The 26,019-nt window shown below is 65.8% G+C and carries 23 protein-coding genes and 1 pseudogene; 16 read left to right on the forward strand and 8 right to left on the reverse strand.

Annotated features, from left to right (window positions below; all coding sequences use genetic code 11):
* Positions 1–46 precede the first annotated feature (46 nt).
* Complete coding sequence (locus tag EA346_RS09160; RefSeq protein ID WP_296757849.1) at positions 47–1,117, forward strand: PA0069 family radical SAM protein; 1,071 nt, start codon at positions 47–49, stop codon at positions 1,115–1,117.
* A 402-nt stretch (positions 1,118–1,519) separates the two neighbouring features.
* The gene (locus EA346_RS09165) at positions 1,520–1,936 is read left to right on the forward strand and encodes a hypothetical protein (RefSeq protein ID WP_366755780.1); all 417 of its coding nucleotides are present in this window, start codon (positions 1,520–1,522) and stop codon (positions 1,934–1,936) included.
* Between the two features lie 192 nt (positions 1,937–2,128).
* Here EA346_RS09165 and EA346_RS09170 read toward each other — a convergent pair whose 3' ends face one another.
* The 5 genes from EA346_RS09170 to msrP form a co-directional block, all read right to left on the reverse strand.
* Positions 2,129–2,683 carry an NUDIX hydrolase gene (locus tag EA346_RS09170; RefSeq protein ID WP_296757815.1) on the reverse strand — a complete coding sequence of 185 codons (555 nt, stop codon included), beginning with the start codon at positions 2,681–2,683 and terminating at the stop codon, positions 2,129–2,131.
* A gap of 237 nt (positions 2,684–2,920) precedes the next feature.
* The gene (locus tag EA346_RS09175) at positions 2,921–3,250 is read right to left on the reverse strand and encodes a DUF2007 domain-containing protein (protein WP_296757817.1); all 330 of its coding nucleotides are present in this window, start codon (positions 3,248–3,250) and stop codon (positions 2,921–2,923) included.
* A gap of 37 nt (positions 3,251–3,287) precedes the next feature.
* Positions 3,288–3,905 carry a hypothetical protein gene (locus EA346_RS09180; protein WP_296757818.1) on the reverse strand — a complete coding sequence of 206 codons (618 nt, stop codon included), beginning with the start codon at positions 3,903–3,905 and terminating at the stop codon, positions 3,288–3,290.
* Between the two features lie 47 nt (positions 3,906–3,952).
* The gene (locus EA346_RS09185) at positions 3,953–4,552 is read right to left on the reverse strand and encodes a protein-methionine-sulfoxide reductase heme-binding subunit MsrQ (RefSeq protein ID WP_296757852.1); all 600 of its coding nucleotides are present in this window, start codon (positions 4,550–4,552) and stop codon (positions 3,953–3,955) included.
* Between the two features lie 151 nt (positions 4,553–4,703).
* A complete protein-coding gene (gene msrP / locus EA346_RS09190) occupies positions 4,704–5,645 on the reverse strand; it encodes a protein-methionine-sulfoxide reductase catalytic subunit MsrP (protein WP_296757820.1) in 942 nt (313 codons plus the stop codon).
* A gap of 195 nt (positions 5,646–5,840) precedes the next feature.
* Between msrP and EA346_RS09195 the strand changes: the two genes are divergently transcribed.
* From EA346_RS09195 to EA346_RS09205, 3 genes are all read left to right on the forward strand, one after another.
* Positions 5,841–6,032, forward strand: a complete 192-nt coding sequence (locus tag EA346_RS09195; protein ID WP_296757821.1) for a PA3496 family putative envelope integrity protein — start codon at positions 5,841–5,843, stop codon at positions 6,030–6,032.
* A 504-nt stretch (positions 6,033–6,536) separates the two neighbouring features.
* The gene (locus tag EA346_RS09200; RefSeq protein ID WP_296757823.1) at positions 6,537–7,637 is read left to right on the forward strand and encodes a lipocalin-like domain-containing protein; all 1,101 of its coding nucleotides are present in this window, start codon (positions 6,537–6,539) and stop codon (positions 7,635–7,637) included.
* A gap of 9 nt (positions 7,638–7,646) precedes the next feature.
* Complete coding sequence (locus EA346_RS09205; protein WP_296757824.1) at positions 7,647–9,056, forward strand: c-type cytochrome; 1,410 nt, start codon at positions 7,647–7,649, stop codon at positions 9,054–9,056.
* Between the two features lie 50 nt (positions 9,057–9,106).
* On the opposite strand, the gene EA346_RS09210 is transcribed toward EA346_RS09205, so the two are convergent.
* Both EA346_RS09210 and EA346_RS09215 read right to left on the reverse strand, forming a co-directional pair.
* A complete protein-coding gene (locus EA346_RS09210; protein ID WP_296757827.1) occupies positions 9,107–11,620 on the reverse strand; it encodes an FtsX-like permease family protein in 2,514 nt (837 codons plus the stop codon).
* A complete protein-coding gene (locus tag EA346_RS09215; protein WP_296757828.1) occupies positions 11,617–12,354 on the reverse strand; it encodes an ABC transporter ATP-binding protein in 738 nt (245 codons plus the stop codon). The genes EA346_RS09210 and EA346_RS09215 overlap by 4 nt, the downstream gene beginning before the upstream one ends.
* 882 nt (positions 12,355–13,236) lie before the next feature.
* Between EA346_RS09215 and mgtE (EA346_RS09220) the strand changes: the two genes are divergently transcribed.
* The 9 genes and pseudogenes from mgtE (EA346_RS09220) to EA346_RS09260 all read left to right on the forward strand — a co-directional run bounded on the left by mgtE (EA346_RS09220) (position 13,237) and on the right by EA346_RS09260 (position 22,035).
* Positions 13,237–14,601, forward strand: a complete 1,365-nt coding sequence (mgtE, locus tag EA346_RS09220; RefSeq protein WP_296757830.1) for a magnesium transporter — start codon at positions 13,237–13,239, stop codon at positions 14,599–14,601.
* 12 nt (positions 14,602–14,613) lie between these two features.
* Positions 14,614–15,975 (forward strand): magnesium transporter, encoded by a 1,362-nt coding sequence (gene mgtE / locus EA346_RS09225; RefSeq protein WP_296757833.1) that lies wholly within the window; start codon positions 14,614–14,616, stop codon positions 15,973–15,975.
* Positions 15,976–16,262: 287 nt separating this feature from the next.
* The gene (gene ispG, locus EA346_RS09230; protein WP_296757834.1) at positions 16,263–17,504 is read left to right on the forward strand and encodes a flavodoxin-dependent (E)-4-hydroxy-3-methylbut-2-enyl-diphosphate synthase; all 1,242 of its coding nucleotides are present in this window, start codon (positions 16,263–16,265) and stop codon (positions 17,502–17,504) included.
* Between the two features lie 69 nt (positions 17,505–17,573).
* Positions 17,574–18,776, forward strand: coding sequence for a glycosyltransferase family 1 protein (locus tag EA346_RS09235; protein WP_296757836.1), 1,203 nt, complete (start codon positions 17,574–17,576; stop codon positions 18,774–18,776).
* A 37-nt stretch (positions 18,777–18,813) separates the two neighbouring features.
* Positions 18,814–19,332 carry a phosphatase PAP2 family protein gene (locus EA346_RS09240; RefSeq protein WP_296757855.1) on the forward strand — a complete coding sequence of 173 codons (519 nt, stop codon included), beginning with the start codon at positions 18,814–18,816 and terminating at the stop codon, positions 19,330–19,332.
* 274 nt (positions 19,333–19,606) lie between these two features.
* Positions 19,607–19,759 (forward strand): annotated as a pseudogene (locus EA346_RS09245) (glycosyltransferase); the annotation flags it as partial.
* Between the two features lie 56 nt (positions 19,760–19,815).
* The gene (locus EA346_RS09250) at positions 19,816–20,829 is read left to right on the forward strand and encodes an ArsJ-associated glyceraldehyde-3-phosphate dehydrogenase (RefSeq protein WP_296757837.1); all 1,014 of its coding nucleotides are present in this window, start codon (positions 19,816–19,818) and stop codon (positions 20,827–20,829) included.
* A gap of 106 nt (positions 20,830–20,935) precedes the next feature.
* Entirely contained in the window at positions 20,936–21,295 is a 360-nt protein-coding gene (locus tag EA346_RS09255; RefSeq protein ID WP_296757839.1) for a diacylglycerol kinase, read from the forward strand.
* 245 nt (positions 21,296–21,540) lie between these two features.
* Positions 21,541–22,035: a DUF6505 family protein gene (locus EA346_RS09260; protein WP_296757841.1), complete on the forward strand. Its 495-nt coding sequence runs from the start codon at positions 21,541–21,543 to the stop codon at positions 22,033–22,035.
* 36 nt (positions 22,036–22,071) lie between these two features.
* On the opposite strand, the gene EA346_RS09265 is transcribed toward EA346_RS09260, so the two are convergent.
* The gene (locus EA346_RS09265; RefSeq protein ID WP_296757842.1) at positions 22,072–23,499 is read right to left on the reverse strand and encodes a sigma-54 dependent transcriptional regulator; all 1,428 of its coding nucleotides are present in this window, start codon (positions 23,497–23,499) and stop codon (positions 22,072–22,074) included.
* 403 nt (positions 23,500–23,902) lie between these two features.
* On the opposite strand from EA346_RS09265, the gene mobA reads away from it, so the two are divergent.
* Together mobA and glp are read left to right on the forward strand one after the other, a co-directional pair.
* The gene (mobA, locus tag EA346_RS09270; RefSeq protein ID WP_296757845.1) at positions 23,903–24,529 is read left to right on the forward strand and encodes a molybdenum cofactor guanylyltransferase MobA; all 627 of its coding nucleotides are present in this window, start codon (positions 23,903–23,905) and stop codon (positions 24,527–24,529) included.
* 90 nt (positions 24,530–24,619) lie between these two features.
* Positions 24,620–25,888, forward strand: a complete 1,269-nt coding sequence (glp, locus tag EA346_RS09275) for a gephyrin-like molybdotransferase Glp (protein ID WP_296757847.1) — start codon at positions 24,620–24,622, stop codon at positions 25,886–25,888.
* Positions 25,889–26,019 lie beyond the last annotated feature (131 nt).

Here is a 26,019-nt window from a genome sequence, read left to right on the forward strand (position 1 = left end):
GCTCTGGAGCCGGTCCGCCTGGTCCTTTGAGGAACCTGCGCACGCAATGATCAACCCGCCCGGACCAACGAAGGGGCGCGGCGCGGTCAGCAACCGCGACGGGCGCTTCGAACCCACGCGCCGCGAGGTGGTGTACGACGGCTGGCATCTTGACGACGAGGAACTGCCACCGCTGCGCACCACCGTTGGCGTCGACACCGCGCGCAGCGTGATAAGCCGCAACGACTCGCCGGATGTCCCGTTCGAGCAGTCCATCAATCCCTACCGCGGCTGCGAGCACGGCTGCGTGTACTGCTTTGCGCGGCCCAGCCACGCCTACCTTGGCCTGTCCCCCGGTCTGGATTTCGAGACGCGCCTGTTTGCGAAACGCGGCGCGGCGGAACTGCTGCGCAAGGAACTGTCCCGCAGCGGCTATCGCTGCAGCCCGATCGCACTGGGCATCAATACCGATGGCTACCAGCCGGTGGAACGCGAACTGCGGGTGACACGCGAACTGCTGGAGGTACTCCACGAGACCCGCCACCCGGTCAGCATCGTGACCAAGTCGGCGCTGGTGGAGCGGGACCTGGATCTGCTCGCCGGGATGGGGCGGGAGGGCCTCGCCCATGTGGCCGTGTCGATCACCACCTTGGACCGCAGCCTCGCGCGGCAGATGGAGCCCCGTGCCGCCACCCCACAGCGGCGCCTGGAGACCCTGCGCCGCCTGAACGAGGCCGGCGTACCCACTGCCGTACTTGTCGCGCCGGTGATCCCCGTCCTGACCGACGCCGAACTGGAGGCGATCCTGGCGGCGGCTGCCAAGGCCGGGGCACGTTCCGCCGGCTACGTGATGCTGCGCCTCCCGCACGAACTCGCCGAGCTGTTCCCGGAATGGCTCGAGGCTCACCATCCCCTGAAGGCAAGCCACGTGCTGAATCGCCTGCGCGAAATGCGCGGCGGAGCCCTGTACGACGCCAGCTTCGGCAAGCGCATGACCGGCGAGGGCCCGTACGCCACGATCATCCAACGCCGCTTCCGCCTCGCCCGTCAGCGCCTGGGCCTGAACAACCGCCTCCCCGAACTGCGCACCGATCTCTTCCGAGCGCCCTCCCCCAACGGCCAGCTATCCCTCCTCTGATTCCCCATGGCCTCGGAACGTGCCACCGCGAAGGATGAGGGGAACCCCTATGGAGTGCGGCGGCTTGCCGCCGCTATTCGGTGTCGGGATGACCCAGCTCCGCACAGCGGCGGCAAGCCGCCGCACTCCATAGGGGACCCTGAGCCGAAACCGGCTTCACGAGCGTCCTAAACCTCGATATATTCAACGCTGGCAAGAACAAGGCAAGGACGCCTGAACATGAGCCTGGACAAAGCAGACGTAGTGAAATTCCCAGCCGACGTAAACGACGGCACCCACGCCCGACGCTCTCCACCCTGGCCACACGCACCGCCTCATCACCTCCAGGACACTGGAATCTACATGGTGACCGCGGGCACTTGGCGCAAACACCCAATCTTCCGTGTTGGTGCCCCGCTGCGAATGTTGCACGACGCCTTGCTCGTGATCGCCGACAAACATTCCTGGCGACTCGAGGCATGGGCGGTGTTTCCAAACCACTATCACTTCGTGGCAGCGGCACCTGCAGACGCGGGTAGCCTGCGCCCGTTTCTGCGAGAACTGCACTCGCGCACCGCGATTGCGATCAATCATCACGACCATGCCGGCAACCGGAGGGTCTGGCACAACTACTGGGACACGCGACTCACTTACCAAGGCGCCTACTTCGCCCGGCTGAACTATGTCCACCAGAACCCCGTGAAGCATGGAGTTGTTCCGGTGGCGAACCAATACCCCTGGTGCTCCGCCGCCTGGTTCGAGGGCACTGCGGCGCCGGCCCTGGTGCAGACGATCTATGGCTTCAAGACCGATCGCGTGAACGTCCGGGACGATTTCTGAATCAGCGCAATTCTGGAGCGCGGGAAGCGGCTGCGGCTTTGCTGCGTTGGGGCTTCAGCCCAGTCCCCGAAAGCGGCGGCAAGCCGCCGCACTCCATAGGGGCTGCCGCTTCGGAAACACCGACCAAGGATGGATCTGCGCGACCCTTTGGGTTTGGCGGAGCGTGGGTAAACGGACGTTCACGAACGAGGATCAGGAGCTTAGGTGAGGCAGACCCAGGAACAGGGCGCAGACCGTCTTGGCATCGGTGATGCGCCCGTCGCGCGCAGCCTGTTCGGCCTCGTCGATGCCGAGGTGAAGGATCTCCAGGAACTCATCGGCGTCCGGGCGGGCGCCAACGTCGATCAGGTCGCGCGCCAGAAAGATCTCGATCCGTTCATCGGAGTAGCCGACGCAGGGATGGATCATGCCCAGACGTTGCCAGTCCCGTGCCTCGAAACCGGTCTCCTCGACAAGTTCGCGCCGGGCGCAGTCCAACAGGGACTCGCCGGGATCGATCCGACCGGCCGGGAGTTCGAGCAGCGGCTGTCCCACCGGGTAGCGAAACTGCCGGACGAAGAGAATGCGGCCGTCGTCGCGCTGGGCCAGGATCAACACCGCTCCCGGGTGACGGATGCACTCCCGGATCGCGGTGTTTCCGTCGGGAAGCCGCACCCGATCCCGGCGGACCTTCAGCAGCACACCGTCGAAGACTTCTTCGGAGGCTAGCGTGGTTTCCGCGAGCGGGTCGGTTGGTGGCTTGGTCATGGCTTGCGGCTGGCGGGGACTCGTGGGTGAGCCAAGCACACCAAAGCGGGAGCGAGCTCCCGCACTTCACATGGGGCCGCCGAGCCCATGGCCGCCCCGGAGGCAGGCAGAAGCTCCCGATATGGAGTGCGGCGGCTTGCCGCCGCTTTGCCCCGACGGACCGTCCGCGCCTCGCGTAGCGGGAGGTTCCCGCACTCCATAGGAACAGATTGAGCGGGCATCTGGGGCATTTCGGGATCAGCGCAGGGCCGGAGGCTCGCGCTCGTAGCCGCAGCTCCAGCATTGGGTGAACTGGCCCTCGATCCGTTCCCCGCAGCGGGGGCACTTCCACTCGCGCGCGTCTGGGTCGGCTTCGCCCTCGAGGTATTCCTTGATCACCGCGCGCGCCTGTTCCGCCTGCTCGGGGTGCACCACGACGACGCGGGCCCAGCATTCGTTCGGCGGGATCTCACCGGCGGCGCCGTACAGGCCGGCCTGCATCACGTGGGCCCGGATGCCGGCGTTCTGCAGCACCCCCTCGATGAAACCCGCCATGATCGGGTCTGCCGCGGTGTAGACGGTCTTCATGCGTGCCTCCGGGCCAAGTGCAGGTAGCTGCGGAGGTTCATTGTGCGCCGCCGGCGCTCTGGAAGTACTCCATCGCCTTCTGGATCGCGTAGAACGGGGCCTCTTCGGCCGCCGCCGCGGTCTGCGGCAGGTTGATGTCGGCGTGGTACTTGCGGAATGCGAGCAGGTGAATGGGCAACTCCCGGGCAAACATGTCGTTCTGGGCGATGAAGTACTGCGCCATCGCCAGCACGAGCGCATAGCGCGCCTCGTGCGGGAGGATGTCGGGGCTCACCCGGATTCGAGGCAGATCGCCCGCGGCACCGTCGACCTGCAGATCGATGATCTGTCCGGGTTCCGGCGCGGCAGAATCCTCACCGGGCACCGGCCTGACCAGTTCGAGGTCCTCCGACAGCCTCAGGTGTCCCTTCAGGCGGATGTGGTCCCACGGCTGGAAGACCTTGCTGGACATATTCACCGCCCAGAGTTCCAGGGTCTCGCGCAGCTCCCCGGCGAGCGGACTGTCGCCCAGCGCAAAGAGCTGCTGGGCGTAGAGCATGTCCCACACCCAGACCTGTCCGTACTCCGGCAGATCGCCTTCAGCATGAACCGATACCCGCTGGCGTTCCGGATTCTCCGGCGCGCGCGGATGCAATTCCAAGGTAAAATGGGCCACGATTTTCTCCAGCATACTGAGTATGCCCTCAAGTATAGGCGTGCCGATCAGCCCGCCCCATTTCGCGCGGGCTCGCCGCGGATTTTACGCGGAGTACGCAGGGCCCAGTAAAGGCGCATCCCCAACAGCATGACGAGGGCCAGGGCATAGAGAGTGGCCTCACGGTAGTCGGCCCGGGTCAGCCAGACGATGTGCACGACCCCCAGGATCCCCGCCAGGTACACCAGACGGTGCAGCCGGGTCCAGTTACGCTTCAGCAGAGTCATCGCGCCGCGGGTGGAGGTGGCCGCGAGCAGCACAAGGATGATCCAGGCGGCAAAACCGGCCATCACGAACGGCCGGGTGGTCAGGTCCTCGATGATCAGCTGCCAGTCGAAGAAGAGATCCACCCCCAGCCAGATCAGGAAGTGCGCGGTGGCGTAGCCGAACGCCAGCAGACCGAGCATGCGCCGCAGTCGCAGGATCGGGGCCAGGCCGGTGAGGCGCCGCAGCGGAGTCACCGACAGCGCCAGCAGGAGGAAGATGATGCTGAAGGTCCCCGAATCCGTGAGGAGTGTTTCGATCGGGTTGACCCCGAGGCCGCCAAAGGCGCCCGCCGTCCTTGCACCGAGCCACAGCGCCGGCATGAGACCGGCAGACAGGACCATCCACCAAAGAATGCGCGGCCAACGCTGGTCCCTGGCGCGCCGCACTCCCCGGACGCGGGTCGCCGGCGAGGCGCGGCTCACCGGCTCCAGGCTTCCCGGCACGCTTGCCGCGCGTAAAACGCTCGCAGGACGCAGGTCATCGCGCAACGGCTCAGAAGTGCTTCTTCAGATCCATTCCGGCGTAGAGGTCCGCGACCTCGTCGCCGTAGCCGTTGAACATCTCGGTGCGGCGGCGCCGGAACTCGCCAATCCGGCGTTCGGTGCGCTGCGACCAGCGCGGATGGGCCACATCGGGGTTCACGTTGCTGTAGAAGCCGTATTCATTCGGCTGCGACTGGTTCCAGGCCGTCGGCGGCTCCTCCTCGGCCAGGGTGATGCGCACGATCGACTTGATGCTCTTGAAACCGTATTTCCAGGGCACGACCAGCCGCAGCGGCGCGCCGTTCTGGTTCGGAAGCTCCTCGCCATAAAGCCCGACGGCAAGGATCGTCAGGGGATGCATGGCCTCGTCCAGCCGCAGCCCTTCCGTGTAGGGCCACTGCAGTACCGGGCGGCGCTGGCCGGGCAGATTCTCGGGATCGAGTATCGTCTCGAAGGCCACGTAGCGAGCCGATCCCGTGGGTTCCGCGTGTTTCAACACCTGGTTCAGTTCGAAACCGACCCAGGGGATCACCATCGACCAGCCCTCGACGCAGCGCAGGCGGTAGATGCGCTCCTCCAACGAGTGGGGCTTCAGGAAGTCCTCGAGCGCATAACGTCCCGGGTTGGCACAGGCACCGTCGACGACCACCGACCAGGGTTCGGTGCGAAGCATGTCGGCGTTGCGTGACGGGTCGGACTTGCCGGTGCCCAGTTCATAGAAGTTGTTGTAGGTGGTCACGTCTTCCCAGGGGGTCTTCGGCTCGTCGGTGGAGAAAGGACCCGGGGAGAAGTTCAGTCCATTGCCGCTCCGGGCCTGGACCAGACCTGGCAACAGCAGGCCGGCCCCGAGGGCAAGACCGCCGCGCATGAAATCTCGACGCGCGAGGTAGACCTCCCTGGGGGTGATCTCGCTGGCTCTCGGTTCCGACCGGACGTGTCTGCGAATCAACATGGGGCGGCCTCTCTCAGGGATTCAAGAAATCGACGAGTCCATCTCAGACTTGCGGCTCCAGGGCAAGTTCGCCGAGGAGAGCAGATTCCTGAGTAATAAACTCAGTTAATGCCATATAAGTTTTTTCTGCTTGCACTCTATGAGCAAACGCTTATAAGGGCAGAAAATCCACGAAATTTTGAGAGATCCCTGAACATGAACCTGACCGACGACCTGTCTACCGACTTCGAAGACGACCTTCCGGAAGTGAGCACTGCGCCGCGTCCACTGGTCAACCCGCTGGCTGCCCGGCGCTCACTGGAGCGCCTGCTGGAGCAGCGGGCGCTGCGCAACCGCCTTCACGACGACCTCGACGACGCCCACTCGCTGGACGAACTGGACTGGTGACATCCGGGCGCCAACGCCGAACCGGGGTTTCCGCGTTCTCGCTTGCGCCCACGCCAGACCGGCGCACTGCGCTGCACTCATTGGCACCCTGCGCGGCGGCGGGTGATTGAGGGCCTTTGCACGAACCCGTTCATGTCTGGCAGGAAACCCTCGGGCGCTCCGGGAGTCAACAGAAGTCCTGATTATCACAAAAGCTCCGCCGGTGGTCAGATTGGTGTTGTTTCAACGGGCGCGGATGTAGGACGCCAGCCCCTGGCCGATGGGTTTTCCGGCGCTCGATCGGCGAGAGGGCTCGCCTCCTACGGGGGAAGGCTCATGGCGAGAGTGCGTTGTGCATGACAGGACGGGCTGCGGAGCTTTCGTGATCATCAGGACAGAGGTTGAGAGTACGCACCAGGAGCGCCGCCTGAATCCTTCCCATACCGGATGTACCGAGCCGGTATGTCGTTACAGGGGCTTCCCGGTTGTGCGCGGTGCCCATTTCCTCAGCGACAGGGACCCTTGATGCGCGTCTGGATCGCCCTCGGCGTCATCCTGGCTTTCCTGCTGCTCTGGATGAGCCTATGGAATTCCAGCCCGGTCCGCCAGGAGGCTGAGGGGGGCCCTGCCATCGAGGGTCTGACTGAGATTGCCCAAAGGTTTTCCGATCCTCCCGGCGAATGGGACTATGAGTTCCCGGAAGATCATGGCAGCCATCCCGAGCAGTTCGGAGAATATTGGCTATACACGGGGCTTCTGGATGACGCGGACGGTACTTCGCTGGGTTTCAAGCTCGCGATCTACCGATTTTCGCTGGCGCCCGAACCCGTGGCGACCGAATCTCCATGGTCGACCCGGGAAATCTTCTGGGCCCAACTCGTCCTGGACTCAGGACAGCCCGGCACGCCGCCGGGAGAAGAACGCTTCAGCCGCGGTGCCGCCGGGTTGGGCGGAGTCGAGGATGGAAGGATCTGGCTGGACGACTGGTCCGTAAAGCACGACCCTGATTGTGCCTGCTTCTCCCTGACCGCCTCCACGGACGATTTTTCGCTGGAGCTGAACCTGTTCCCCCAGACTCCGGAACCCATCCCGTTCAGGGGTGTGCTCGGGCTCGAAACCGCTGAACCGGGCGCGCACGGCTATTGGTGGCCCCGCCAGCGGGTCGAGGGACACGTTCACAACGCCGGGGGATCCCGCCAGGTCACGGGCGAGGCCATGCTTGAGCATGCCTGGGGCCGGCGGTTGCCCGTGGCACAGGGGCAGATGACGCTGAACCGCTTCTGGGTTGCGCTCGCCGACGGTACATCGATACGTTGTGTGCAACTGCGACGCCGGAGTGGCGGCGGCATCCCTCTGGGTGACTGCCTGTGGCTGTCGGCCGAAGGGCGGTCGCAGCAGATTTCGGGCCGGGATCTAGAACCATCCACCGGACGCAGCGCGGATTATCCGCTGCAATGGAATCTGCAATCATCCGAACCCGCAACCAGCCTTTCCTTGCGTACCGAGCAGCAACGCGCCCCGCTGGACTTCCGCTTGCCGGTATGGAGCGGACTGATGCAGGCTGAGGGCATGCGTGATGGCCAGTCGATCGAAGGTTGGGGTTGGCTGGAATTGAGCGGCTATTGAGGTGAATTCATGCTCCTTCCCCTGAAAAAGGCTGCACTCGCAGGGTTCGCGCTGATCGTTGCGAGCGCATGCAGCGAGGCGCCGGTTCCGGACCGGTTCGCGATCGCCGATCCGGGCTCGATTCCGCAGACAGAACAGCGCCCCGGCGATCCCGAGTCCGGCTACCGAACGGTGGTCAATCGCGGGTATGTCACCTGCGGCATCCCCTACTCTGCCTTCGTGGCCAGTGATGCCTTCGGCGAGCCACGACACCGGCTCCCAGGGCGAGAGGGCCGCAACGCTGATCTGCCCTACATGTTCAACTCGACCGTGAACGCAGACGGTGTCGAACTGGTCGTCAATAACTGCCTGACCTGCCACGCCTCGGAATTCAATGGCGAACTGGTGGTCGGGCTGGGCAATCCGTTCCTGGATTTCACGGGAGATCCGGCGGTCACGGCGGAAATGCTCGGGACCTTCGTCGAAGATGGTCCTGCCGCCGCTGCCTGGGTCAAGTGGGCGGACCGCATCGGCGCCATCGCCCCATACATGGTCACCGGCACCGTCGGCCCCAACCCCGCCCCCAACCTGACCATGGCCCTGATGGCGCATCGGGATCCGCGCACCCTGGCCTGGCATGACGAACCCCTGCTGGAGCCGCCGCCACGGGATCCGTTGCCGACCAAGGTACCGCCATGGTGGCGCATGCAGCACAAGGCAGCCATGTTCCATCACGGAGGGGGTCGTGGCGATCACGTCCGCTTCATGATGATGAAGTCCCTCGTCTGCACGGACGACCTGCCGGAAGCCCGCGAGATCGATGCCTGGTTCACCGACGTGCGCGCCTATATCGCCAGCCTGGAGCCCCCCGAGTACCCCTATCCCCTGGATAGGGAACTCGCCGAAGAGGGCGAACGGGTGTTTGAACGCGCGTGCTCAGCCTGCCACGGGACGTACGGCGAAGACCGCCATTACCCGAATCTCGTCATTGACCTCGAGACCATCGGCACCGACGCGGCATACGCGCAGCAGGCGGTGGCGGCCGAGCGCTTCGTGCGTTGGTTCAACCGTTCTTTTTACGGTGACGGCGCCGAAGCCAAGCCGGCGCTCGGCTATATGGCGCCACCCCTGGACGGCGTCTGGGCGACTGCGCCCTATCTGCACAACGGGTCCGTTCCGACGATTGCCGCATTGCTGGACAGTAGTCAGCGCCCTACCTACTGGCGACTGCGACAGGAACCGCGAGAGTACGATCAGCATGCCCTCGGTTGGCGCTTCGACCCGCTGGAGCATGGCAAGGACGGCGCGCCGGACGCCGAGGAAGCGAAGTGGATCTACGACACCACGCTGGAGGGATACGGCAACGGGGGGCACACCTTCGGCGATGACCTGAGTGATCAGGAGCGGCGCGCCGTGCTCGAATACCTCAAGCGGCTCTAAAACACGCGCCCACCCGACCAGGGGCGTTTCCAAGGGGGCCCGACGCCCCCTCATTCGTTCAGCCGCAGGGCTGGCACCAGCGGCATTCGCGCCAGCCGCCAGGCCGGGTAGATCGAAGCGAGCAGCGCGGCTCCGAGGCCGAGAAAGAGATTCTCTGCCAGCGGAATGCCCGGCAGCAGCACGTCCATGCGCCAGCCGAAGGCCTCGCGGTTGATCACCTCGATCAGCACCCAGCCCATGCCCAGGCCCAGCGGGATCGCCGCCAGCGCTGCAAAGAGGCCCAGCAGCGCACCCTGCAGGAAAACCAGGCGCGATACACCCGAGGGCAGCAGCCCGGTGCTGCGCAGGACCGCATACTCCCGCGCGCGCTCCATCTGCAGGGCGACCAGTGCGCTCAGGATCGCGACGAAGGCCACCAGCAGCGTGATCAGCCGCAGCAGGTGCGTGATCGCGAAGGTCCGGTCGAAGATGGCCATGGATTCGGTCTCGATCGCATCCGGACGCGTGACCAGTGCCGGCGTGTCCTGGTCCTGCAGCCAGGCCTCGATCCGAGCCTCCAGGGTCTCCAGCGGAACCCCGTCGGCGGTGCGCAGGCCCATTGAGCCGAAGCCGGGCGCCGGGCCGCCGTGATAACGCTCGGCGCGCATCAATACCGTGCCGCCGGGGTTGCTGTAGTCGCGGTAGACACCGGCGATCGCAAAGGAACGGCGGCCCTGCGGGATGGTGATCTCCAGGCGATCGCCGACGCGAAGATCCTGGTGCGCGGCGAAACTCTCGGTCATCAGGACTGTATCCGTATCACGCAGGAGCGCATCCAGACCGGCTGCATTCCCCTCCACCAGCGGCAGGTGCTCCAGCCAGTCCGGGTGCGGGCGCACCAGGAACAGCTGGATCAGACCCCGCCCCGAGACCGCATCCATCGTGGCTCCGGTGCTGACCGTGTCCACCTCCGGCCAGGAAGCCATGGTCTCGGCCCAGTGGCCCGGCAGCCAGGCGGAACCGCGCGCGGAAGCCGGGCTGGCGGCGACCACGTAAACGTCCGAGGTGAGTGTCTGGCCCAGCCAGACCGAAACGCTCACGCGAAAGCTTCCGACCAGCACGCTGACCCCGATCGCTGCCGCCAGCGCCAGCGTCAGGGCGACCACCGCGGGGCCGCTGCGCGAGAGACTGCGTTCCAGGCTGCGCCCCGCCAGGCGCGGCAACGGCCAGTCGAAGCGCTCCGCCAACGGCCCGCCGAGCCAGCGCAGGCCCGCCGCAAGAAAACGAGGCAGGAGGAGCAGGAAACCGGTGATCATCAGGAACAGCGCCACGAAACCTCCGACCAGCGCCCCCAGACCCAGCGCGGCGATCGCGGCTCCCAGCAGGAGCGCCAGCACGCCGGCTACGAAGAGGAGGCCGGTCAGACCGTGGGCCCGCTGTTCCAGCGCCGCGCGTCCCGAGGTGCCCATCCCCCGCCCGCGGGCCGCCTCCCAGGCCGGGGCAAGTGCCGCCAGCAGCGACAGGCCGACGCCCAGCGCCACCATCGCCGCCAGGGCCAGCGGCCGCGGTTCCACGGCCGTGACCGCCACCACGAAGAAGTGATCGGAGACCGTGCGCGCGACCTGCCCCACCAGACCCTGAGCCAGCCAGATCCCGGCCAGCGCACCCAGCACGGTTCCGATCAATCCCACCAACAGGGCCTCGAACAGCACGACACCGACGACCTGCTCCCGGCTCACGCCGAGCAGGCGCAGGCTCGCGAGTACCTCGAGCCGGCGCAGCACCGAGAAAGTCTGTGTGTTGTAGATCAGGAAGGCGGCGATCAGCAGGGCCAGCAGGCTCATCGCGGTGAGGTTGATCCGAAAGGCCTGCGCCAGTTCCCGTGCGGCGGCATCCCGGGCGGCGACCGGCACCAGTTCCAGCCCCGTCGGCAGCAGAACCTCCAAGGCCTCGGCCTGCCCGGGTTCCTCCAGCCGGGCGTCGATCCGATCCAGCAGGCCGACGCGGTCCAGAAGCACCTGCGCGGTGGCGATATCCGTAACCCAGAGCTGCCCTTCCGCGTCCGCGTCGGGAGCGGCAATGGCGGTCACGGTCTGCGGACCAGCGGGTGTGCGCAGGGTGAACCGCGACTCATCCTCCATGGTTTCCTGCGCCGCGAGCCACCGCGGCGGCACCAGCACGGTCCCCGGCTCGGTCAGCAGGCGCTGCACCGGTACGGAGCCGAAGCCCGCGGCCATCTCACGGAACGGGGCCTCCGCCAGAGGATCGACTCCCAGCAGGTAGATGGTTTCCCCGGTTTCCAGTCGCAGCGGACCCTCGACGATCGGTGCCAGATCCCGCCAGCCGCCGAGGCGCAGATCGCGATAATGGCGATCCGGGAAGCCATCCACCGGCCCCAGCACCTGGTGTGTGGCGGCCCCCGCGACCTCGATCATCGAGCGGTCGAAGGCACGCTGGGCGGACTGATTGGCCAGATCCACCGCCAGTACCACCGCCACGGCGATGATCACGCCGATGATGGTCAGCAAGCGCTGCAGGGGATGCCGGGTCCAGTCCCTGAGCCAGGCGCGCAGCAGCAGTCTCACGCCGTCGGCCCTGCCGCAGGCGACCCGCCCGCGGTCGCTTCGTCCTGAGCCAGCAGGCGGCCATCGACCATGCGCACGGTGCGATCCAGCCGTTCGGCCAGTGCAGCACTGTGCGTGACCATCAGGAGTGCCGAGCCGGTAGCCGCGACCTGCTCGAGCAGCAGGCGGAAGACGGATTCACCGGTGGCGGAATCGAGATTTCCGGTGGGCTCGTCGGCCAGGATCAGCGCCGGCTGGTGCACCAGCGCGCGGCCGATCGCGACGCGTTGCTGTTCACCGCCGGAGAGCTGTTCCGGGTACCGGTCCGCCTTGCCGCTCAGGCCCACACTGGCGAGCTGCGCACCTGCGCGGTCGCGCGCCTCCCGGCCACGCGCGCTGCCCGCAAGCTCCAGCGGCAGCGCCACGTTTTCCAGGGCCGTCAGGGTGGGGATCAGGTGGAACGCCTGGAACACGATGCCCAGCTCCCGACGCCGAAGCAGTGTGCGCTCGCGTTCCGACAGGGAACCCAGTTCCGTGCCGTTGACCCGGACCTGCCCGGTACTAGGCGTTTCGAGGCCGGCCGCCAGATGCAGCAGCGTGGATTTGCCGCTACCGCTCTCGCCGACGATGGCGACGCGCTCCCCGGTCTGCAGGTTCAGGTCGACTTCCTGCAGCACCGCGGTGGCTCCCGCCGCCCCACGGTAGGAGAAGCCGAGCGAGCGGCATTCGAGGACGCTGGGGGGTGGGGTTGTCATCGATGCCTTCCGCTGGGTTATGTTCGCACGGACCCTGGCACGGCCCATTGGTTCGACACCAGTCTACCCTCGCGAGTACAGCAACGACTGCAGGGCCCACGCAATCAACACCTATGGAGTGCGGCGGCTTGCCGCCGCTTTGTGGTCGCCGAGCGTCATACACTCAAAGCGGGAGCAAGCTCCCGCACTCCATAGGCCTTCGGCCGCACTGGGGCCTCGTGCGGGTCCCTTTCGGATTGCGGCGGCTTGCCGCCGCTTTGTGGTCGCCGAGCGTCATACACTCAAAGCGGGAGCAAGCTCCCGCACTCCATAGCAAACTGTAGGTCGGGTTAGCCCGAAGGGCGTAACCCGACGGGTCTCGCACCCACACATGGCCGCAAAACAGCGTCGTCCACAGCACCCCGGCACGTCGGGTTACGCTGCGCTAACCCGACCTACAGAACTCGCCCCGATGTCGGGTTCTTTCACGCCAAAAAAGCGGGAGCAAGCTCCCGCAGTCCATCGAAATTCAGGCGGCTGGAGTATTTCGAGTTTCGCGCGGCGCGGTCCTCCGGTACAATTCCCGCGTTATCCCCAGCAAGGGTATCTGCCTTGAAACGCAACCGACGCTGTCGATCTAGCCACGCCTTGCGGTAGCAGACCTTCCCTCCCCGGTTCGGTCGTCTTCCGCAGGGCATGTGGAATACAGGCCGGGCCTACCGTGTGATCCGTCGAAGCCTGCAGCACGCTGCCGGCAACCTCGCCTGCCCCACCAGGGGGCGTCGCGGGTGCCGCCGGCAGACGCCGACGCCGCACACTGTCCCAGAGCCAGAACCCGAAGACACGCTGCCCGCAGCGTGACCACCGCCCCGGCCCAGCGCCGCGGCCGGCCCGGAGAGTGCTATGGAACACAATCTGGAACAGTTCGTGGTCGAGATCCAGGAGTTGCTGCGCCTGGACGATCGCGACGCGCTGCAGGAGACCCTCGACTTCATGCGCGTCCAGGACATCGCCTGGGTGCTGATGGAACTGGGTGGCGAGGACCTGCCCACGGTCTTCAACCGTCTCCCGCCCGGACGCAAGGCCGATGTCTTCGGCTACCTCGATCCGGAATACCAGATCCGACTGCTCGACACCACACCGCGGGCCGATGCGCGATTCCTGCTCTCGGAGATGGACACCGACGACCTGACCGCGCTGCTCCAGTCGCTGGGGGAGGAACAACTCCGGGAGTACCTGCGCCTGCTGCCCTTCCGCGCGATCCGGCGCGCACTGAAGCAGCTGAACTACCCCGAGAACTCCGTCGGGCGCGTGATGTCCTCGGATGTGGTCGCGGTGGAGCCCGACTGGAGCATGAAGCGGGCACTGGCCTTCATCCGCCGCAATGCCGACGAACACTCCAACAACGTGATCTTCGTGGTCGACGGCGAGCGCCGGCTGCTGGCAGCGGTGCCCATCCGGCACTTCCTGCGGGGCCGCGCCGAGGACCCGGTTTCCAGCCTGCTCGAAGAGAGCCCGCCGGTATCGGTCTCGGTGCTGGACGATCCGATCGAGGCCGCCCGCCGCATCCAGCACTACGATCTCGAGACATTGCCCGTGGTCGGCGAAGACGGGGTGCTGCTCGGGGTCGTCACCGTCGACGACGTGGTCGACCTGCTGGAGGCGGAATCCACCGAGGACTTCCACAAGATGGGCTCCGTCGGCAACCTGAACCTGAGCCTGCAGAGCGCCAGCCCCTTCCTGCTCTACCGTAAGCGTGTCGGCTGGCTGCTGGTCCTGGTCGCCTTCAATGCGATGGGCGGCTACGTGATCTCCCGTTACGAGGAGGCGATCGAGGCGCTGGTGGCGCTGGTGTTCTTCCTGCCGCTGATCATCGCGTCGGGCGGCAACGCCGGCGCCCAGAGTTCCACCCTGATGGTACGCGCGATCGCGACGGGCGAGGTCACCGCGCGCGACTGGCTGAAACTGTGGGGCAAGGAAATCGGCGTCTCGGTCTCGCTGGGAGTGACCATGGGCATGGCCGTGTCGCTGATCGGCCTGTGGCGCGGGGGATTCGAGCTCGCCCTGCTGGTGGCGGTCGCGATGACCCTGATCGTCGCCGCGGCCAGCGTGGTCGGCATGCTGCTGCCGATCATCCTGACCCGTTTCAAGCTGGATCCGGCAACGGCCAGTGTGCCGCTGGTCACCTCGCTCGCGGATATCTTCGGTATCCTCATCTACTTCGCGCTGGCTGTCGCGATCTTCAACATCACGATTACCGGAACCTGATCAGGCAACGCCATGAGCGCAACCATCGACGAACAGCCGACACTTGCGGATCTGCTCCGCAGCGCGCTGGAGCAGGGTGCCACCGAGAACCTGCCGGAGCTGATCGATGCGCATGCAGCCCAGGATATCGCGCAGGCCCTGGGCGAACTGCCGCGCCATCACTGGCACAGCCTGTTCCAGCGGTTGGATCACGCACGCGCTGCCGATGTCTACGCCCACCTTCCGACCGAGCACCAGACACTGCTGCTGGAGAACCTCGGACACGACGAGGCCATACGGCTGATTGGCGAGTTGTCCTACGACGATGCGGCGGCGGTTCTGGACGAACTCAGGGACGAACACGCCGAGGCCATCCTGGGCGCGCTGCCGCAGGATGACCAGGAGGCGCTCACCGCGCTGCTTGCCTATCCCGAGGAGAGTGCCGGGCGCATCATGACGCCCGAGTTCGTAACCGTGCAGCCGGAGTGGACGGTAGCCGAGGCGCTGGACCACCTGCGCGAGCACAGCGAGATCGCCGAGACGGTCAACACCATCTTCGCCGTATCTCCCGAGGGTCAGCTGCTGGGCTGGATGCGCCTGAAGGATCTGCTGCTGAGTCGGCCAAGGTCGATCGTGGGATCGGCTCTGCGCACCGATATCGTCAGTATCGAAGCGCACGAGGATCAGGAAGAGGCAGCGAAGCGCATCAGCCACTACGATCTGGACGTCCTGCCGGTGGTCGATGAGCGCGGTGTGATCCTCGGCATCATCACCGTGGACGACGTGCTCGACATCATTCGCGACGAGACCACCGAGGATTTCCACCGCATGGCGGCGGTGGGGGATCTGCCACTGTCGATGCGCGACGCCACCATGAGGCTGCTTTATCGCAAGCGCATCGGCTGGCTGGTGATCCTCGTAGCCGTGAATATCCTTTCCGGCGCCGCGATCGCATTCTTCGAGACCTCGATCGAGGCGGTGGTGGCGCTGGTCTTCTTCCTGCCGATGGTGATTGCGACCGGCGGCAACGCCGGCGCCCAGGCTTCGACGCTGATGGTGCGCGCGCTCGCCACGGGGGACATCCAGATCCGCGACTGGTTCCGGCTGGGGTCGAAGGAGATTCTGGTCTCGGTCACTCTGGGGCTGTCGATGGCGGCGGCCATCTGGCTCACCGGCAACTGGCTGGGCAATCTGGAGGTGGCGAACGCAATCGCGATCGCGATGTTCCTCGTGGTGGTGTTCGGGTCGTTGTTCGGTATGACCCTGCCCTTCCTGCTGACGCGTCTCCGCCTCGACCCCGCAACCGCCAGCGCGCCGCTGATCACATCGGTGGTGGACGTGGTCGGGATCGTCATCTATTTCGGCGTGGCCACCGCGATCCTGCAGCTGAATTGACCTGACTGCCATGCGCCCGGACGCGTGGCACCCCTGACGATGAAACGCCGCACACTGTAGGTCGGGTTAGCCCAAAGGGCGTAACCCGACGGGTCTCGCACCCGCCCATGGTGCAAAGCAGCGTCGTCCCCGGCACCCAGGCACGTCGGGTTACGCTACGCTAACCCGACCTACGGAACTGAACCGTGACTTGCACCACAACCGGCTACCGTAAACACGGGGCTTCTTGCCGTACCGCGGGCAGGCGGCAAGAATAGCGGGATGAATCACTGCACAGCGCCCCTCCCATGAATGCAGACATCGTTCGCCATCGGACCACGGCCGTCCGCGTCGGTCACGTGACCGTCGGCGGCACCGCCCCCATCGTGGTGCAGTCGATGACGAATACCGACACGGCGGACCCGGTGCGCACCGCGATCCAGGTCGCCGAGCTGGCGCGGGCCGGATCGGAGCTGGTGCGGATCACGGTGAACACCGAGGAGGCCGCCGCGGCCGTCCCCGAAATCCGCGAGCGCCTCGAGAAGATGGGCCTGGACGTGCCGCTGGTCGGGGACTTCCACTTCAATGGACACAAGCTGCTCAGCAGACACCCGGCCTGCGCCGAGGCGCTGGCCAAGCTGCGGATCAACCCCGGCAACGTGGGCAAAGGTTCGAAGCGGGACAAGCAGTTCGAGTCCATGATCGAAGTCGCCTGCCGCTACGACAAGCCGGTCCGCATCGGGGTGAACTGGGGCAGCCTGGACCCGGCCGTTCTGGCGCGCCTGCTCGACGCCAACGCCGCGCGGCAGGATCCGCAGCCGCTGGAAGACGTGACCCGCGAGGCCCTGATCGCATCGGCGCTGGAGAGTGCGGCGCAGGCCGAGGCTTTGGGCCTGCCCCACGACCACATCGTCCTGTCGGCCAAGGTCAGCGGGGTGCAGTCCCTGATCCGCGTCTACACCGACCTCGCCGCACGCTGCGACTACCCCCTGCACCTCGGACTGACCGAGGCGGGCATGGGCACCAAGGGCATCGTCGCGTCCACCGCAGCCCTGGCGGTGCTGCTGCAGCAGGGCATCGGCGACACCATCCGCATCTCCCTGACCCCCGAACCCGGTGGTGACCGCACCCAGGAGGTGATCGTCGCCCAGGAAATCCTGCAGAGCCTGGGTCTGCGCAGCTTCCTGCCCTCGGTGGTCGCCTGCCCGGGCTGCGGGCGCACCTCCAGCGATTACTTTCAGCACCTGGCGCAGGATATCCAGAGCTTCATCCGGCACCAAATGCCGACGTGGAAGCAGCACTACCCCGGTGTCGAGGAGATGACCGTCGCGGTGATGGGCTGCGTGGTGAATGGCCCCGGCGAGAGCCGCCATGCAAACATCGGTATCAGCCTGCCCGGCACGGGCGAGGTGCCGGTGGCCCCGGTGTACGAGGATGGCGAAAAGACCGTGACCCTGAAGGGCGACCACATCGCCGAAGAATTCCAGGCCCGGGTCGAGGCCTACATCGAACGCCGTTATGGCAACGGAACCACCCGCCGCGCAAGCTGATCCCGCCATGTAACCGATTCATCATCCCGCCGTCACACCGTTGACAAGGCGCGGGCGCACAGTGCACGCATGAATACCCGCATGCTGCAACTGCGCGACGAGGCGCCGCTGGCCGAGCAGGAACCGGAGCGGCGCCTGCGCGTCGCCGTCGTCACGGAGACCTGGCCGCCCGAGGTCAACGGGGTGGCCATGACCGTCCACCGCCTGGTGGACTGGCTGGGTCGGCGGCATCGCGTGACCCTGATCCGGGTCCGCCAGGGCCCTCGGGACCAGGGCACGGCCATCCCCGGGGTCGACACCCTGCTGCTGCCGAGCGTCCCCCTGCCCCGCTATCACGAGTTGCGCATGGGCCTGCCATCGGTAGGCAGGCTGAAGAACCTCTGGCGGGCCAAGCGACCCGATGTGGTGCACGTCATCACCGAGGGACCCCTGGGCTGGTCCGCGGTCCGCGCGGCCAACGCCCTCGGCATTGCGGTCGTCAGCGACTTCCATACCAATTTTCACCAATACACGGCCCATTATGGCCTGGGGTTGTTCAAGCCCATTGCCCTGCGGTACCTGCGTACCCTGCACAACCGGACCCTGCTGACCCTCGTGCCGACCCGGACCCTCGCCGAGAACATGATCCGGCAGGGCTTCGAACGCGTGGACGTACTCTCACGCGGGGTCGACACCGAGCTGTTTCATCCCCACTACCGCCGCTCGGAACTTCGCGCCTCCTGGGGCGCCGGCCCGGATGACCCGGTGCTGCTGATGGTCAGCCGTATCGCCCCGGAAAAGAACCTGCCGCTGGCCTTGCAGGCCTACGAATGTGCGCGCGATCGGGTTCCGGGTACCCGCATGGTGGTCGTCGGCGACGGCCCCGCCCGGGCCGCCACCGCGGCCGCGCACTCGGGCGTCCATTTCGCCGGCATGCAGACCGGCCGGGCACTGGCGGATCACTACGCCTCGGCCGACATCTTCGTCTTCCCCAGCCTCAGCGAGACCTTCGGAAACGTCACCCTGGAAGCGATGGCCAGTGGTCTGGCGGTGGTGGCGTTCGATTACGCGGCGGCCCGTGAACACATCGTCGATGGCCGCAACGGGCGGACCGCAGGTTGCACAAACGACGCCGGGTTCGTCGAAGCCGTCACAGAACTGGCCATCGACCGGTTGCAGACGGCCCGTCTCGGCGCGGCGGCCCGGGAGAGCGCTCTGGAGATCGACTGGTCACGCATCTTCGAACGTTACGAAGGCTTCCTGGAGCAATGTCTGGAGACTGAACATGGCTGACTCGATGCTCACGCCCCCTTCACCGTCTCTCGCCCGCATGCGGGCATGGGATCTCTCTCTTTGCAGGCTGCTCAACCGCGCCAACCGCCGCGAGTACGTAGGCCGCGCCTTTGCGCTCATCAGCCGCCTCGGCGACGGGGTGTTCTGGTATACCCTGATGCTGCTGCTACCGCTGCTGCACGGCCTGGGCACCCTGGCCGTCAGCCTGCACATGGCAGTCACCGGAGCCGTGGGTCTCACGATCTACAAGTGGCTCAAGGCGCGCACCAGCCGCCCACGGCCGTTCATGGTCAGCGACCACATCATCCGCAGGGTCCCACCGCTGGATGAATACAGCTTCCCTTCGGGCCACACCCTGCACGCGGTGGCCTTCTCGATCGTCCTGCTGAGCCATCTGCCCCAGTGGTTCTGGGTGGTGGTGCCGTTCGCGGCATTGGTGGCGATTTCCCGCCCGGTGCTGGGCCTGCATTATCCCAGCGACGTACTGGCCGGCGCGGTGATCGGTGCTCTGGTCGCCGGCACTTCCGTCTCCCTGGCGCCGCTGCTGCTGGCCTGATCCCGGCCCGCCGGCCAGCGACCGAACGTCCGCAGCCCTCTCGGCTGTGATGGGCCTCGATGAGCTCGGTCCCTCGGGGATCCAGGATCAGACAGGAACCCACCTCGCTCAGCGGCATCGCGGATTCCTGCTTCGAGTCAGGCCGAAGTGTGAGCAGCGCCGGTCCAGCCACGGCACCTGTTTCCGCCCGTGGTGGCCTCAGGCGAACCCACGACGGCGCCGCTTCGGGCGCACTGCCGGTCCGCCTGGTACCTGACTGTTTCACAACGGGCAGAACCTGTTGTTCGTCGGGTATCTCGATCGCGAGCATGAACTGCTCGACTGCTGCCGTGCCGGGAACGTCTTCGTGCTCACCTCGCGCACGGAGACCCAGGGCCTGGTGTTGCTGGAATCGATGGCGCTGGGTGTCCTGGCGGTCGCACTGGCAACGTAACCGAACTGTCATGCAGTATTGTGACACTGTTCCTTTTTCCGGAGATGATGATGACAGTGCGGATAGGCATCAACGGTTTCGGACGAATCGGGCGGCTCGCACTGCGCGCTGCCTGGGGCCTGCAGGGCCTCGCGTTCGGGCTGATCAACGAGAAAAACGGTGACGGAACGGTTTCGGCACATCTGCTGGAGTTCGATTCGGTGCACGGACGCTGGCCTCATGCCATACAGGGCACACCGGATCAGGTCGGAATCGACGGACAGTGGATTGCACACAGCAGCCATGACACTCCCGGCGCGGTTCCCTGGGGCGATGCGGCCATCGACCTCGTGATCGAATCCAGCGGCCGTTTCCGCACCCTCGAAACGCTGGAACCCTACTTCGCGGCGGGAGTGAAAAAGGTCGTCGTCGCCGCTCCCGTCAAGGATCCCGAGGCCCTGAACGTCGTCGTGGGCGTGAATGCGCACCTGTATCAACCCGACCAGCATCGGTTGGTGACCGCGGCATCCTGCACCACCAACTGCCTCGCGCCGATCGTCAAGGTCCTGCATGACGCCATCGGCATTCGCCACGGCGCGATCCTCACGGTCCACGACATGACCAACACCCAGTCGCCGGTGGATCGACCACACGCGGACCTGCGCCGGGCCCGTGCCGCCGGAATCTCCCTGATTCCCACGACGACCGGATCGGCCAAGGCCATCGGCGACATCTTTCCCGAACTCGAGGGTCGCCTGAACGGGCACGCGGTGCGGGTGCCGTTGATGAATGCCTCGCTCACCGACTTCACCTTCGAGGCGGCGCGGCCCACCACGGTCGAGGAGGTCAACGGACTGCTGCTGGCGGCCGCCTCGCAAGGCCCCCTGGCCGGCATCCTCGGGTACGAGGAACGTCCGCTGGTCTCGGCCGATTACCGAACGGACCCACGCTCGGCGATCGTCGACGCACCCTCGACCATGGTGATCGACGGCACGCAGGTGAAGATCCTGGCCTGGTATGACAACGAGTGGGGCTACGCAAACCGGCTGGTGGAACTCGTCGAGCAGGTTGCCCATTCGCTTTGACCGAATGCCGCAACCGCGCTGAGACACCTGGGACACCAGGGCATGCACCCCAGGGCGGCGTCTCTCGGAGCGCCGCGTTCCAACCCATCGTCCGGACCTCCATAACATGGCACACAGTAATCACCGCGGACTGACCCGGGTCATCAAGGCCTTCGGCTATTCCTGGAACGGGCTCCGCTCGACCTTCAAGCACGAAGAGGCCTTCCGGCAGGAACTCCTGCTGTGCCTGGTCCTGATTCCCGCCGCATTCCTGCTGACCGATGTCGGTCTGGAGCGGGCGCTGCTGATTGGCAGCCTCTTCCTGATCCTGATCGTGGAACTGCTGAACTCGGGGATCGAGGCGGCGATCGACCGTTTCGGTGAAGAGTGGCACGAGCTCTCGGCCCGGGCCAAGGACATGGGGTCGGCTGCCGTGCTGCTGTCTTTTGTCCATGCCGGGGTGATCTGGCTTCTGGTGCTTTTATGAAAATGGGTGGCCGCCCCACGTAGGAGGCGAGCCTCCTCGCCGATCCGGGGCCGGAAAACCCATCGGCCAGGGGCTGGCCTCCTACAGCCGGACCGCCTGAAACAACACAAATCTGACCTCCGCGGCGCTTGGGTGATCATCAGGGCAACGAATGGCCTGGTGGTTTTCGGTAACCTTTCGAACAACGCAGCCCCTTGCTGGAGTGGTACGATCACGGCAGGGAAAACCGATGCAAGATGGTGCTCATGAGTAGTGACAAGTTGCTGCGGGTTCTGCAGCTCGACGACTCCGACGCCCGGATCTATGACCCGGTGGCCACGCCGGGGGAATGGGCGGTGCCCGGCAGTTTCCATTTCTGGGATGAACCACTGGAAGGTCTTTCCGGTGCACGCCGGCAGGCCTTCGCCAACGGCTTCCTGGGGATCGGCAGCTTCGGCTGGACGACCCTGGTCACGGTGGCGGAAATCGATCGCGCGGAGCTGGAACAGGTGACGCGTGCGCTCGCGGAACATCTGGTCGAGGCCTTCGGTGCACCGGATGTGGCCGCCGCGCTGCCGGCGGCCCGCGAGGAGGTGGCCTTTGCCCAGGGGCTCTGCGACCACCCCGTCGGCAGCGTGATCGCGGTAAGCCGCAGCTTCGACGGCCGGGAGTTCAGCGAGGATTTCCGGCGCTGGACGGCACCCACGGAGATCGACCACGACCATTTCAAGATCTTCGGTGTCGATATTCAGGACCCCTGACCCCTGCTCCCGGCGCAGGGACGGCGTCGCAGATCTTCAGTCTCGATCGCGGGATTGACCCCATTGCTGTAGCTTTCGATCCAGCGTCTTGCGGGAGACCTCCAGCTTGCGCGCCACCTCGGACTTGTTGCCGCCACAGGCATCGAGCACCGCGAGGATGTGCTGCTTTTCCAGGCTGGCCAACGTCAGCGGCGCACCGGGAACCGCAGCAGCCCCCGTGGATTCGCTCGCCGGCGCGCCCTCATGGCCGAGGTCCTGCAGGCAACGGGCCGGTGACTGACCAAGCAGTACCGCCCGCTCAATCACGTTGCGGAACTCGCGCACGTTGCCGGGCCAGGGATAGGCCCTGAGCGCGCGGATATCCTCCTCGCTCAGCGGGATCGGGGGCAGCGACAACTCGTCCGCAAGATTTCTGATGAAGTAGATCGCCAGAGTCGGAATATCCTCCTGCCGTTCCCGCAGTCCCGGCATGCGAATGGTCAGCACGTTGATCCGGTAGAACAGGTCTTCCCGAAACCTTCCGGCCCGCACCGCCTCCGCCAGATCCCGATGCGTTGCCGCGACGATCCGCACGTCGACCGAGACCTCGCGATTGCTGCCCACGGGCCGGATCTTCTGATCATCGAGGACCCGCAGGAGCTTGCTTTGCATGCTCAGCGGCATCTCCGCGATCTCGTCCAGAAATAGCGTCCCGCCATTGGCATAGGTGAACAGACCCTCGCGCGCCTGGTGCGCCCCCGTGAAGGCCCCCTTGGCATGTCCGAAAAGTTCGCTCTCCAGCAGTTCGGGCGAAATCGCACCGCAATTGATCGGTACGAAGCTGCCGTTCCGGCCGCTGAAGGCATGCAGCGCACGCGCCGCCACCTCCTTTCCGGTACCCGACTCACCCAGCACCAGTACAGTCGCAGGGGTCGGCCCGACGCGCCTGATCACCGCACAGACGGGTTTCACCATCTCGCAATACGCGACCACCGGGTCCTGCGCCGGTTCCATGCTCGCCGACCCCGCGGTCGGGACATCGGTGCGCGCAGCCATCCGACGCGCGAAGCAGCGGTCGACGATCGAATCCAGCTGCTCAAGGTCGAGCGGTTTCAGGAGAAAATCCGCGGCACCGGCGCGTATCCCTGCAATGGCCGTCTCCACGTCGGCATCCGCAGCCACCAGGATGACCTCAGCCCCGACGCCCTGCTCGCGCAACGACTCGACCCATGCCATGGCGGAGCCGTCGGGCAGGCGCGTATCGATGATCAGCAGGTCGAATTCACACCGCTGGCGCAGCCTTTCGGCCTGTTCGATGGAGCTTGCGAGTTCCACCAGGGCGAAACGGCGGCTGAGTCTGCGACCGAGATTCTGCGCCGGGATATTCTCGGGATTCACGATCAGGATGGAACCGAGCGCCGAGCCGGCTGCCTGCGCTTGCCCGCTCGGGGGCAGAGGCTGCCGTGCGTGCAGATTACCGCTCATCTGCGGGCCCCTTGCTTCGTGATGGTTCCATGGGTGGGTACATCGGTACCTCCTGGCAGGGGACGAACAATGGTTCGAATCCCCTGAAACCGTATCATTTTGACCTATGTTTTACGATAAGCCCACGTCAAAATGTCCTATTTCCACCGTACCCTGCTAGGCTTTTATGGCCTATAGCGGTTCAAAAATCCAGCCATAAGCGTTTCATCAGCACCGTCTTCCAGTTCGACCCTTCGGCGTCAGACCATGGCGCACAGGGTCCCGGAACCATGCGGCCGGAGCCCAGACGCCTTGACGGAAATGGATCAGCGCTTGCTGCAGGGTTACAGTGAAGCCGGCTGACGGAGTCACCCTGACGCAGCCGGGATCACGACATACGCGGCGACGGCTATTGGAGGCGTGGATGGAAGTGCAGCAGGCTGGCAGGAAGCGTGACGCGATCGCGGGTTTGATCCTTGCGGGGGGCCGTGCCCGCCGGATGGGGGGGGAGGACAAGGGCCTGATCTCCCTCGCGGGCCGTCCGATGGTGGAGCACGTACTGGAGCGGATCCGACCTCAGGTGGACGAGGTTTTGATCAATGCGAACCGCAACGCAGAACGCTATGGGCTCTACGGACACCGCGTGATTCCCGACGTGATCGGCGACTACTCCGGACCGCTCGCCGGCATGCTCACCGCAATGATGGCCGCGAAGCAGCCTTGGCTGGCGGTCGTGCCCTGCGACAGTCCGTTGCTGCCCCAAGATCTCGTGGAACGGCTGTATCAGTCCGTTCTCTCGGAATCCGCCGAGATTGCCGTGGCGCATGACGGCCAGCGTCTGCAGCCGGTGATCGCGCTGCTCAACTGCTCGCTGCTCCCGCATCTGCGCGCCTTCCTGGACCAGGGCGGCCGCAAGATCGACACCTGGTATGCGCAGCACCGGATGGTTGCAACCGACCTCTCCGATCACCCCGAGGCCTTCGTCAACGTCAACACCCCAGAGGAGCGCCTGGAACTCGAGCAGCGGGTGATCGCGGATGCCACGTCATGAAACGCACACGGACAACGATGTGTTTCGCATGCGGGCGCCCGCCCGCCCATCGCGCCACCCACGGGAAGCAGCCCTAGACCAGGTCGTGCCATGTCCGGAATCATAGAAACCGCGCCCAGTTGTCTCGATGCCGGAGAACCCGGCCTGCTTCACGAAGCAACCGCGCTGTCGCGCATCCTCGCACAGTGCGTACGCGTTTCCGAGGCGGAATCCGTGCCGCTGACAGCCGCTCATGGGCGCGTCCTGGCGGAAGACGTCATCGCGCCACTGGATGTACCACCCCGGGACAATTCGGCCATGGATGGCTATGCGCTGCGCCTGCAGGACGTGTCCGAAACCGAGGGCACGGTCTTGCGTCTGGCGGGACGCGCATTGGCAGGGAGCCCCTACGGGCATGCTCTCCAGGTTGGAGAGTGCGTGCGGATCATGACCGGGGCCCCGGTTCCCGAAGGAGCCGACGCCGTCGTGATCCAGGAGCAGGCCTCGGAACGGGATGGCCTCGTGTACCTGAACCCGGGACACCGGCATGGGCAGAACATCCGCCGTTGCGGCGAGGACCTGAGGGCTGGCTCCGTAGTCCTGGAAAGGGGTCGCCGTATCAAGCCGGCCGATCTGGGACTGATCGCGTCGCTGGGGATTGCCGACGCCCGGGTCTTTCGTCGTCCCCGAGTGGTCCTTTTTTCCACCGGCGACGAACTGTGCCCGTTGGGTGATGTTCCCCGCAGCGGACAGATCTACGACAGCAACCGGTACAGCCTGAGAGGCCTGCTGGACGGTCATCCGGTCGACACGCTGGATCTCGGCATCGTCCCGGACGATCCGAAACGGCTGCGGCAGGTCCTAGAAGAGTCGACGCGCAGCGGGGACATCGTGATCAGCACCGGTGGCGTTTCCGTCGGCGAGGCCGACCATGTGAAGCGAGTTCTGGAGGAACTGGGCGAGGTGAGCTTCTGGAAGATCGCGATCAAGCCCGGCCGCCCGCTGGCCTTCGGCACGCTGGGTCCGGGAACCCTTTTTTTCGGCCTGCCGGGCAACCCGGTCGCAGCGATGGTGACCTTCGTGCGCTTCGTCCGCCCGGCCCTGGAGCGCATCGCCGGGCTGGCGCCCCGGAATCCCCTGACCTTCGAGGTCCCCTGCGTCCACGCACTGAGGAAGGTGCCGGGGCGAACCGAATTCCAGCGTGGGCGACTGCAGCCGGACGCACAGGGCCGGCTTCGTGTGGAGGTTACCGGCCGACAGGGCTCGGGCATCCTGCACTCCATGAGCCAGGCCGACTGCCTCATCGTGCTGGAACACGACCGGGGTCCAGTGGCCGAAGGCGAGATGGTGACGGTGCAGCCGCTGCCGGGCTGGACCTGAGCCCGCGGTGAGAGAACCGGTGGATGGGTCTGGCTGTCATGGCCCTGCGCCACCCCCGACGGTGAAAAAGCCGCAAACTGTAGGTCGGGTTAGCCCAAAGGGCGTAACCCGACGGGTCTCGCACCCACCCA

The sequence above is a fragment of the Thioalkalivibrio sp. genome (genome assembly GCF_007692535.1).
Lineage (GTDB): Bacteria > Pseudomonadota > Gammaproteobacteria > Ectothiorhodospirales > Ectothiorhodospiraceae > Thioalkalivibrio.

Excerpts from the sequence above, each read along its gene's own strand:
- EA346_RS09250 (WP_296757837.1), top strand. The coding sequence starts at position 19,816 with ATGACAGTGCGGATAGGCATCAACGGTTTCGGACGAATCGGGCGGCTC.
- ispG (WP_296757834.1), top strand. The coding sequence starts at position 16,263 with ATGAATGCAGACATCGTTCGCCATCGGACCACGGCCGTCCGCGTCGGT.
- mobA (WP_296757845.1), top strand. The coding sequence starts at position 23,903 with ATGGAAGTGCAGCAGGCTGGCAGGAAGCGTGACGCGATCGCGGGTTTG.
- EA346_RS09260 (WP_296757841.1), top strand. The coding sequence starts at position 21,541 with ATGAGTAGTGACAAGTTGCTGCGGGTTCTGCAGCTCGACGACTCCGAC.
- EA346_RS09200 (WP_296757823.1), top strand. The coding sequence starts at position 6,537 with ATGCGCGTCTGGATCGCCCTCGGCGTCATCCTGGCTTTCCTGCTGCTC.
- EA346_RS09235 (WP_296757836.1), top strand. The coding sequence starts at position 17,574 with ATGAATACCCGCATGCTGCAACTGCGCGACGAGGCGCCGCTGGCCGAG.
- EA346_RS09195 (WP_296757821.1), top strand. The coding sequence starts at position 5,841 with ATGAACCTGACCGACGACCTGTCTACCGACTTCGAAGACGACCTTCCG.
- glp (WP_296757847.1), top strand. The coding sequence starts at position 24,620 with ATGTCCGGAATCATAGAAACCGCGCCCAGTTGTCTCGATGCCGGAGAA.
- EA346_RS09215 (WP_296757828.1), bottom strand. The coding sequence starts at position 12,354 with ATGACAACCCCACCCCCCAGCGTCCTCGAATGCCGCTCGCTCGGCTTC.
- EA346_RS09205 (WP_296757824.1), top strand. The coding sequence starts at position 7,647 with ATGCTCCTTCCCCTGAAAAAGGCTGCACTCGCAGGGTTCGCGCTGATC.
- EA346_RS09255 (WP_296757839.1), top strand. The coding sequence starts at position 20,936 with ATGGCACACAGTAATCACCGCGGACTGACCCGGGTCATCAAGGCCTTC.
- mgtE (WP_296757833.1), top strand. The coding sequence starts at position 14,614 with ATGAGCGCAACCATCGACGAACAGCCGACACTTGCGGATCTGCTCCGC.
- EA346_RS09160 (WP_296757849.1), top strand. The coding sequence starts at position 47 with ATGATCAACCCGCCCGGACCAACGAAGGGGCGCGGCGCGGTCAGCAAC.
- EA346_RS09185 (WP_296757852.1), bottom strand. The coding sequence starts at position 4,552 with ATGGTCCTGTCTGCCGGTCTCATGCCGGCGCTGTGGCTCGGTGCAAGG.
- mgtE (WP_296757830.1), top strand. The coding sequence starts at position 13,237 with ATGGAACACAATCTGGAACAGTTCGTGGTCGAGATCCAGGAGTTGCTG.
- EA346_RS09165 (WP_366755780.1), top strand. The coding sequence starts at position 1,520 with ATGTTGCACGACGCCTTGCTCGTGATCGCCGACAAACATTCCTGGCGA.
- EA346_RS09240 (WP_296757855.1), top strand. The coding sequence starts at position 18,814 with ATGCGGGCATGGGATCTCTCTCTTTGCAGGCTGCTCAACCGCGCCAAC.
- EA346_RS09265 (WP_296757842.1), bottom strand. The coding sequence starts at position 23,499 with ATGAGCGGTAATCTGCACGCACGGCAGCCTCTGCCCCCGAGCGGGCAA.
- msrP (WP_296757820.1), bottom strand. The coding sequence starts at position 5,645 with ATGTTGATTCGCAGACACGTCCGGTCGGAACCGAGAGCCAGCGAGATC.
- EA346_RS09170 (WP_296757815.1), bottom strand. The coding sequence starts at position 2,683 with ATGACCAAGCCACCAACCGACCCGCTCGCGGAAACCACGCTAGCCTCC.
- EA346_RS09175 (WP_296757817.1), bottom strand. The coding sequence starts at position 3,250 with ATGAAGACCGTCTACACCGCGGCAGACCCGATCATGGCGGGTTTCATC.